5 protein-coding genes are annotated in these 4,909 nt (G+C 49.3%); 2 read left to right on the top strand and 3 right to left on the bottom strand.

Going from position 1 to position 4,909, the window contains the following annotated elements; all coding sequences use genetic code 11:
* Positions 1–157: 157 nt before the first annotated feature.
* The 3 genes from J1785_RS03350 to J1785_RS03340 all read right to left on the bottom strand — a co-directional run bounded on the left by J1785_RS03350 (position 158) and on the right by J1785_RS03340 (position 2,923).
* Positions 158–553, bottom strand: coding sequence for a (R)-mandelonitrile lyase (locus J1785_RS03350; protein ID WP_217218804.1), 396 nt, complete (start codon positions 551–553; stop codon positions 158–160).
* Between the two features lie 324 nt (positions 554–877).
* The gene (locus tag J1785_RS03345) at positions 878–1,432 is read right to left on the bottom strand and encodes a sugar O-acetyltransferase (RefSeq protein ID WP_217218803.1); all 555 of its coding nucleotides are present in this window, start codon (positions 1,430–1,432) and stop codon (positions 878–880) included.
* A gap of 48 nt (positions 1,433–1,480) precedes the next feature.
* Positions 1,481–2,923 carry a sugar porter family MFS transporter gene (locus tag J1785_RS03340; protein WP_255466661.1) on the bottom strand — a complete coding sequence of 481 codons (1,443 nt, stop codon included), beginning with the start codon at positions 2,921–2,923 and terminating at the stop codon, positions 1,481–1,483.
* A 524-nt stretch (positions 2,924–3,447) separates the two neighbouring features.
* Between J1785_RS03340 and J1785_RS26655 the strand changes: the two genes are divergently transcribed.
* Together J1785_RS26655 and J1785_RS03330 are read left to right on the top strand one after the other, a co-directional pair.
* Positions 3,448–3,621, top strand: a complete 174-nt coding sequence (locus J1785_RS26655; RefSeq protein ID WP_238483054.1) for a hypothetical protein — start codon at positions 3,448–3,450, stop codon at positions 3,619–3,621.
* A 172-nt stretch (positions 3,622–3,793) separates the two neighbouring features.
* Positions 3,794–4,507 carry a DUF2461 domain-containing protein gene (locus tag J1785_RS03330; protein WP_217218802.1) on the top strand — a complete coding sequence of 238 codons (714 nt, stop codon included), beginning with the start codon at positions 3,794–3,796 and terminating at the stop codon, positions 4,505–4,507.
* The last annotated feature ends 402 nt before the right edge of the window (positions 4,508–4,909 follow it).

The following is a 4,909-nucleotide window of genomic DNA, read 5'->3' as shown; positions in this document are numbered from 1 at the left end:
AAATAAGACAGGTCAATGGTTAACCGAAAAGTTTAGGTTAAAAAGCCGGAAAAACAGAAATAGCTGTCGTGATTTTAAGCATTTACCTTATGCTGCAAAAAAGCGGCTTTTACCCCCCCTTTGAGCAAAGTGATATAAATTTCACAACAGCAAAAAATTACTTACTGTACTGAGCTTCCGTCACTTTCTCCATCCACTCAACCGGACTGCCATTGAGGGATTCAGCAATCGCGATGTGAGTCATCGAATTCTCCGGAGTAGCTCCGTGCCAGTGCTTCACCCCTTCCGGGATCCACACAATATCACCCACATTCATTTCGCGGATTTCGCCGCCGTCTTCCTGCACCCAGCCGCGGCCGTGTGTGATGATCAACGTCTGACCCAACGGATGCGTATGCCATGCGGTACGTGCGCCCGGTTCAAAGGTCACGGTTGCGCCACCGACACGGGCGGATTCGGTGCCGCTGAACGGCGCGTCGATACGTACTTTGCCGGTAAAATAATTTTCCGGCCCTGTTTGTGAAGGTACAGAACCGCTTTTGGTAATTTTCATTTTATCTGTCATCTCATTCTCCGCTTCGGTAACCACTGCTGGAAAGTTCGTCATGGGATAAACCATAACGCCGTTCGTTTCTTGCGACCAGAGGGCAAGTTTGCCTTGCTGCTTGATGCGCTGCGATATAAAAATTAGTCGCACCGATCACTATTTAATCAAAACACACGCAAAGAGTGTTGATACTTATTTCATGAAGATAATTAATTGATTTTATTTAAGTTGTGTCTCATTCTGTCCGCACTTTAAGAAATATTGTACTTTTTGCATTTGCAGCCCGCCTGGAGCGGGCTTTTTTATGTCTGAAAGACTGTCAGATATAAATTACGTCAGGTTGCGTACCACCCGGCAGGGATTTCCACAGGCGACAACCCCCGCAGGCACCGGTCGAGTGATGACACTTCCGGCGCCAATTGTGCAGCCATCGCCGAGGGTCACACCGGGTAATATCACGCATCCGCCGCCAACCCAGACATCGTTACCCAGGCTCACCGGCCGGGCGCTGCCAATATGTTCACGACGTAAATCGATATCCAGCGGATGCTGTGCGGTATAAATTTGCACATCAGGGCCGATAAAAACGTTATTCCCTATTGTGACCGGCGCGCAATCGAGTAATACGAAATTAAAATTGATGAACACATTATTCCCGATCCGGGTATTTATGCCGTAGTCAATGCGCATGCCTTTTTCAAAATGGACATTGCTGCCTACTTCCCCAAAAATTTCCCTGATCAGGGCATCTTTCTCCGCCGTCTGACGGGCGCCCAGCGCATTAAATGCGTCCACTTTATCTCGGGTCTGATAACGAATTTCGCGTAATTCGTCGTCATTAATATAGTAATCCAGCCCACCCGTCATTTTATGTAAATCGCGCATCAACTGCTCCTTGATAAAGTTCACATCCACTATGAAGGATCGGGGTCTTTACTGCCCGATATCGCGCAGTTTTTTCCCGGCCATAAGATTTCTTTCAATTTGCTCCAGCGTGACGTTTTTCGTTTCCGGTATCAGGATGAAAGTGATCACCACAAACACCACGTTCAGCGCGGTGTATAGCCAGAATGTCCCTGCCGCACCGATATTATCCATAAGTGTCAGGAAAGTAGCGCCGATAATCATGTTCGAAATCCAGTTGGTGGTCGTCGAACAGGTGATACCAAAATCACGGCTTTTCAGCGGCTGAATTTCAGAACACAGGATCCACACCACCGGCGCAGCACTCATGGCGTAACCGGCAATGCACATCATGGTCATACCGACCGACAGCCAGGAAAGTGCTGTACCGGCCGTGCCCAGATTGAACTGCTGAAGGCAATATCCCAGCACCAGCGTGCCGAGCGCAATCACGCTAAACCCAATTTTCAGTGCCGGTTTGCGTCCGGCCTTATCGACCATGCCGATGGCAATGAACGTCGCAAGCACGAACGTCAGCCCGACAATAATGGTGGCGATCATCTGCTGGCGTGTACTGGTAAATCCCGCCAGGTTAAAAATCTTCGGCGCGTAATACATGATGATATTCATGCCGGTAAACTGCTGCATTGCCTGCAACAACATGCCTAAACCGACGGCGCGGCGCACGTTGCCGTTGGCTTTAAACAATTCCCATCCGCCCTGTTTCAGTTTAAGGCTTTCACGGATTTCATTCAGTTCCTGACGGGCTTTTTCCGAGGTGTCGCGCAGCATTCTCAGCACACGCTCGGCTTCAATATGCTGCCCTTTGGCAGCCAGCCAGCGCGGACTGTTCGGTAAAAAACACACGGCGATCATCAGAACAAATGCCGGGATAGCCAGCACGCCCAGCATCGCGCGCCAGTCACCGCTGCTGCTGAAGGCGGTGTCAGAAAGGAAGGCCAGCAAAATGCCAAGTGTCACCATCAGCTGATACATGGCAATCATCTTACCGCGAATAGTTTCTGACGCCATTTCAGACAGATACAACGGTGCGGTGTAGGAGGCAATGCCGACAGCAAAGCCGAGGATCAGGCGCGACACCATCAGGATTTCGACGCTCGAAGCGAAAGCCGAGCCCAGAGAACCGAGGATAAACAGCAGTGCCGCCGCCATCAGGCTGTATTTACGTCCCAGCCGGAAAGAAAGCCAGCCATTGGCCAGTGCACCGAACGCCGCACCAAGCATCATGATGCTGACAACCCATTCCTGCTGACGACTGCTCAGCACAAAATGATCAGTAATAAAGGGAAGCGCACCAGAAATCACGCCAATATCGAGACCGAATAACAGCCCCGCCATCGCCGCCGCAAAAGACACAAACAGGTTCATTACTTTGGTATTTTTGAGCGGACTTTCAGTCAGTTTTGCTACATCAGATGACGACATTTTTTTCTCCGGAAAGAGGGAATACAGCAACGGACATCAGAAAAAAATCATTCAGTCATTACGATAAGCACAAGTGCCCTGTGGGGTGAGAGCAGGAAAGGCACATATATACACAATCGTGCTGCGCCGGACTTTTTGTGATCGGGATCACCGGAGAGAAGATCACGGGGAAATATTACGGCAGAATAAAAGACAGGCAGAGCAGAACATTGCGAGATGTCTTCCAAATCTGAATACAACTCCCTGTAAATGCATCCAGCCTGTTTATTTGTTCCGGCAGCAGGAATAAAGTTTCCCCGCTGCGGCACTATCCGCAGCCGGAATTAGCGTTCCGATACTTACACGACGAAATTATGTGATAATTTCGTATGCTTTGATTCACCCCAAATAATGGTGGCTCAGGCAGGGGCTTCGCAAGAAGCATCGGATTCGTGTAAGCCGGTACGCTAACCCTGTCTGAGCTGCCACCCGAGTTTAGCGTCTCAGGTGGTCGTCTTTATGGTATCAGCGCGCTGGCATCCGACTCTGCCGAAGGGTTGTGTCACGGCTTATTGTGCCTGAGTGAAGGGCTGGAGAATGGCGAGATAGTACCGCCGGAAGGCATCCCGCAGGTCAGCGCCTATCTGAAGGCGACCGCGCATTTATTACCCGTATTGTTTGAGCTGAGTGAACGGGCGAATGGCGGGTTAGGGAAAGCGGGAAAAGTAACTGCCGCGATTAACTGACCGGTCTCAGACATGAAAAGGCCCGCCGAACTCCTCTGGCGGGCATGAGAGCACTCTGCTCCCCACATCGTTTAATCATGAAAATTTTTTACTTTTCAGTTTGCACTGAATGGGTTCAGGCGTCAGGATCTTCCCTGATTCTTCCATCAGCAGTAAGAAAGGTTCATTGATAATGACGACTCAGACACCTAAAACGCCGGTTGCGGCTGGGACAATCTTTAGCGCCGCCGGCCTGCAATTTCTGAATAAGCTCGCGCAAAACAATACCCGCGACTGGTTTAAAGCCAATCAGGATGAATACGAGAACACGCTCAGAACTCCCGCGCTGCGCTTTATCGAGCAAATGCAACCTGAGATTATTGCCATTTCTCCGAGACTGACTGCCGTCGCGAAAAAAGTGGGCGGCAGCCTGATGCGCCCGCAGCGCGACAGCCGGTTCAGCAAAGATAAAACGCCATACAAAACCAATGTTGGCATTCAGTTTCGTCACTTTCAGGGCAAAGATGTTCACGCTCCGGGACTCTATCTGCACATCGCCGAAGACGGTTGTTTTATTGCAGCGGGGATCTGGCATCCGGAATCAAAAGCGTTAAACGCGATTCGCGCGTGTATTGATGAAAACCCCAATGCTTATCAAAAAGCGCTCAAATCATTGCATGATAACGGGTTTGTAATGGATGGCGACAGTCTCAGTCGTCCGCCAAGAGGCTTCGATAAAAATCACCCATTGTTAACTGAATTAAAACGCAAAGATTTTATCGCAATTAAAAACATCGCTTTTGAGGATCTGTGTAAGCCTGATGTTATCGATTTTTGCGCAGAACAGTTCAGACATTGTGCGCCGTTGATGTCCTACCTGTGTTTTGCTCTTGAACTGGATTTTTAGTCCCCGCTGAGTAGAAATGTCCCGGCCCTTTTACATGGACTGAAGTTCAGGCATAAAAGATGTTGACTGAAATACCTGTATCAAAAGGAAAGTCAAAGATCTTATCTCTCCTCCGTGTTAAATCGGAGGACACACTTTACCGGTGCGCTGATAGTTAGCGAATCCCCTTGCGTAGACAGTTGCCACCCAGTAAAAGTCGTGATCACATGAAGCCAGATATGACTCCTGATACCCAAATAGCCAAAATTTCACTTTAAGCCGTCATAACAGCAATCAGCCAGAGGTCTCGTAGTGGAATACACAGGGTTAAGGGCCTCGATTTCGGATCACTCAGGCCACTCATTGTTCCCATGCTTGAGTGACCGGTAGCAAATAAATTTATATCAATGCCCACTTCTAAGA

This window comes from Rahnella perminowiae (assembly GCF_019049755.1).
GTDB lineage: Bacteria > Pseudomonadota > Gammaproteobacteria > Enterobacterales > Enterobacteriaceae > Rahnella > Rahnella perminowiae.
The sequence above is the reverse complement of the archived record's forward strand: the minus strand, read 5'-3'. Positions and strand labels throughout refer to the sequence as shown.